This is a genomic window from Craterilacuibacter sp. (assembly GCF_051659485.1).
In the GTDB taxonomy this organism is placed as follows: domain Bacteria; phylum Pseudomonadota; class Gammaproteobacteria; order Burkholderiales; family Chromobacteriaceae; genus Craterilacuibacter.
This window is the reverse complement of sequence record NZ_JBOFOO010000361.1, coordinates 1-3,780: the sequence shown is the minus strand read 5'-3', so window position 1 is coordinate 3,780 and position 3,780 is coordinate 1. Positions and strand designations below refer to the sequence as shown.

Here is a 3,780-nt window from a genome sequence, read left to right as displayed (position 1 = left end):
GCCTTGTCGGCCGGCACTTCCATGGTGGCCTTGTCGGTTTCCAGCGTGATCAGCGAGTCATCCACCGCGACGGTATCGCCGACCTTGATGAAGACTTCAATCACATCCACATCTGCGTGTCCGCCGATATCGGGGACTTTCAGTTCGATAATTTGGCTCATGTTTTTCAACTGCGGGAGCGGGAAGCCGGGAATGGGGAATCAAACCGCCATACCCGACCTGCCCGTCCCGACATCCTTATCTTGGGAGTTCGCAACCCGAAACAGGGAGGGCGACACAAGCAAACATGGCTGCAACAGCCCGCTCCCCGGTCCCCATTCCCCATTCCCGCCTTTTCAGATCAAGCTTTCCAGCTTGGCAGTTTGTCGACGTTGATGCCGTAGCGTGCAATCGCCTCGCTGACGCGGGCCGCTTCGATCTTGCCTTCGCGGGCCAGTGCCGACAGTGCGGCCACGACCACGTGGTAGCGGTCGACCTCGAAGAAATCACGCAGACGGGCGCGGCTGTCGGAGCGGCCGAAGCCGTCGGTACCGAGCACGGTGTAACGCCCCGGTACAAACTCGCGGATCTGCTCGGCGTAGGCGCGGATATAGTCGGTAGCGGCAATAAACGGGCCCGGGCGGCCAGCCAGTTGCTGCTCGACATAGCTTAGCTGCGCCGGCGCTTCGGGATGCAACAGGTTGAAGCGGCTGCTATCACGCCCGTTACGCGAGAGCTCGTTGAACGAGGTCACGCTCCAGATATCGCTGGCCACGCCGAAATCATTGCGCAGCAGGTCGGCGGCGGCCATCACTTCACGCAGGATGGTGCCCGAACCCAGAAGCTGTACCTTGAGCTTAGCGTCGCCGCCATCTTTCAGGCAGTACATGCCCTTGAGGATGCCTTCTTCGACACCGGCCGGCATCGCGGGATGGGCGTAGTTCTCGTTCATCAGGGTGATGTAATAGAACACGTCCTGCTGCTCGGCGTACATGCGCTGCAGACCATCCTGCAGGATCACCGCCAGCTCGTAGGCGAAGGTCGGGTCGTAGGAGATGCAGTTCGGAATCAGGCCGGCCTGGATATGGCTATGGCCGTCTTCATGCTGCAGGCCTTCGCCGTTCAGCGTGGTACGCCCGGCAGTACCGCCCAGCATGAAGCCGCGGGCACGCATATCGCCTGCCGCCCACGCCAGATCGCCGATGCGCTGGAAGCCGAACATCGAGTAATAGATGTAGAACGGAATCATCGGAATGCCGTGGTTGGCATAGCTGGTTGCTGCGGCGATCCACGACGACATCGCGCCCGGCTCGTTGATGCCTTCCTGCAGCATCTGGCCGTCTTTGGATTCCTTGTAGAACATCAGCTGGTCCGCGTCCTGCGGCACATAGTTCTGCCCCTGGGTCGACCAGATGCCGTACTGGCGGAACATGCCTTCCATGCCGAAAGTACGCGATTCGTCCGGTACGATAGGAACGATCTGCTTGCCGATGCCCTTATCCTTGAGCAGATTGCCCAGCATGCGCACAAAGGCCATGGTGGTGGAGAACTCGCGCTCGCCCGAATCCTTGAGCATGGCATCGAATACATGCAGGCCCGGCACCGCCATCGGTGCCTTGACCGGCCGACGTGCAGGCAGACTGCCACCAAAGGCCGCACGGCGTGCGTGCATGTAGACCATTTCCGGGCTGTCTTCAGCCGGCTTGTAGTAAGGCACGCTTTCCAGATCAGCGTCGGACACCGGAATACCGAAGCGGTCGCGGAATTTACGCAGGCTGTCCAGTGCCATTTTCTTGGCGCCGTGGGCGATGTTCTGGCCTTCGCCGGATGCACCCATGCCGTAACCCTTGATGGTCTTGGCCAGGATCACCGTCGGCAGACCCTGGGCATTGGCCGTTGCCTCGTGGTAAGCGGCATAGACCTTGTGCGGATCATGACCGCCACGGTTCAGGTTCCAGATCTCGTCGTCCGACATATTGGCGACCATTTCCAGCAGCTCGGGGTACTTGCCGAAGAAATGCTCGCGCACATAGGCGCCATCCTTGGACTTGAAGGTCTGGTAGTCGCCGTCCACGCATTCTTCCATGCGCTTCTTCAACAGGCCCTTGCTGTCCATCGCCAGCAACGGATCCCAGCGGCTGCCCCAGATCAGCTTGATCACGTTCCAGCCGGCACCGCGGAAGTCGCCTTCCAGTTCCTGGATAATCTTGCCGTTGCCACGCACCGGGCCATCCAGACGCTGCAGGTTGCAGTTGATCACGAACACCAGATTGTCCAGACCCTCGCGCGCCGCCAGCGCAATTGCGCCCAGCGATTCCGGCTCGTCCATCTCGCCGTCGCCGCAGAAGCACCACACCTTGCGTCCAGGCGTGCGGGCGAGGCCGCGGCTTTCCAGATACTTGAGGAAGCGTGCCTGATAAATGGCCATCAACGGGCCCAGGCCCATGGACACGGTAGGGAACTGCCAGAAATCCGGCATCAACCAAGGATGCGGGTAGGACGACAGGCCGTTGCCATCGACTTCCTGACGGAAATTATCGAGCTGGGCCTCGGACAGACGCCCTTCAAGGAAGGCACGCGAGTAAATGCCCGGCGCAATATGGCCCTGGAAATAGATCAGGTCGCCTTCCTGCTCGTCGTTGGGCGCACGCCAGAAATGGTTGAAACCGACATCGTACAAGGTGGCCGACGACTGGTAGCTGGCGATATGGCCGCCCAGTTCCAGATCTTTCTTGCCGGCACGCAGCACCATGGCCATCGCATTCCAGCGGCAGATGGAGCGGATGCGGTGTTCCAGCTCATGATTGCCGGCCGATTTTTTCTCGCGCCCGACAGGGATGGTATTCAGATAAGCCGTGGTGGCATCAAACGGCAAGTGCGCGCCGCTGCGGCGGGTCTGTTCGACCAGATTTTCCAGCAGAAACTGGGCGCGCTCCGCGCCTTCGTTTTCAAGTACCGAAGCCAGTGCCTCGGTCCATTCGCGGGTTTCCAGCGGATCGATATCGTCCGGAAAACGTGTAGCCATTTTATCTCCTTACGTTTGATCACAGCCTGCGCGAGTGGCGCAGATCCTGTTATTCGAGACGCGGGGCAGACCGGGTGATCCGTCTACCCAATAAAAAATGAACGAAACCGCATTATTATTTGTTTGTATTCGAACAATTTTGCGCAATAGGCGTGAGTGTAATGGCTACAGGCCCGAATGTGGAATAGGCAAACCGGACTAAGATTCGTATATGACATTAAAAAGGCTGATGCTGCGGCGCAATATGTTGTTTTAAAGCCAGAAAGCCCTAGCCATCACTTGTTCTGCCTGTTTTTCAGCGTCTTTTCTATCTCGCGCATGCGTGCTTCTACCGAAGAACGCAGATAAAAATTCTCGCCTTTGGCCGCACTGGCCAGCCGGTACTGCACCAGCGCGGATTCAAACATTTGTTCGAAATAGAACGCATTACCGAGCGCAGCATGATAGGCCAGCGGATCGCGCTCGCCATACAGCCTGGCTGCCAGCCGGTGCAACTCGGCATCGGCCGGATAACGTGCTAGCAAAGACTGCACCTGACGCAGGGCCACGCCTTGCTCGCCGCTGGCCATCAAGGCCTGGATTTCACCCAGGAACAGCGCCCGGCTGGCCGGGAAAGCCGCCAGGCCCTTGCGGGTCAGCGCCAGAGCCTGCTGCGGCTGACCCGCCGCCGTCGCGATCTCGGGCTGCAAGCTATAGAGCATGGCATCGTCAGGCAGCAAGCGTACCGCCTCGGCCGCTGCGACTTGGGCGGCAGCCGGGTTGCGCAGTGCCAGCCG

2 protein-coding genes and 1 pseudogene are annotated in these 3,780 nt (G+C 59.7%); all 3 read right to left on the bottom strand.

Annotation, left to right across the window (positions count from 1 at the left end; genetic code table 11):
• The coding region (locus ACRC1E_RS12300; RefSeq protein WP_438515383.1) for a biotin/lipoyl-containing protein at positions 1 to 161 on the bottom strand (161 nt) is incomplete at its 3' end.
• A 179-nt stretch (positions 162 to 340) separates the two neighbouring features.
• Entirely contained in the window at positions 341 to 3,004 is a 2,664-nt protein-coding gene (gene aceE / locus ACRC1E_RS12295) for a pyruvate dehydrogenase (acetyl-transferring), homodimeric type (protein ID WP_438515382.1), read from the bottom strand.
• A 275-nt stretch (positions 3,005 to 3,279) separates the two neighbouring features.
• Positions 3,280 to 3,780: pseudogene (locus ACRC1E_RS12290) on the bottom strand (M48 family peptidase); the annotation flags it as partial.

Excerpts from the sequence above, each read along its gene's own strand:
- aceE (WP_438515382.1), bottom strand. The coding sequence starts at position 3,004 with ATGGCTACACGTTTTCCGGACGATATCGATCCGCTGGAAACCCGCGAA.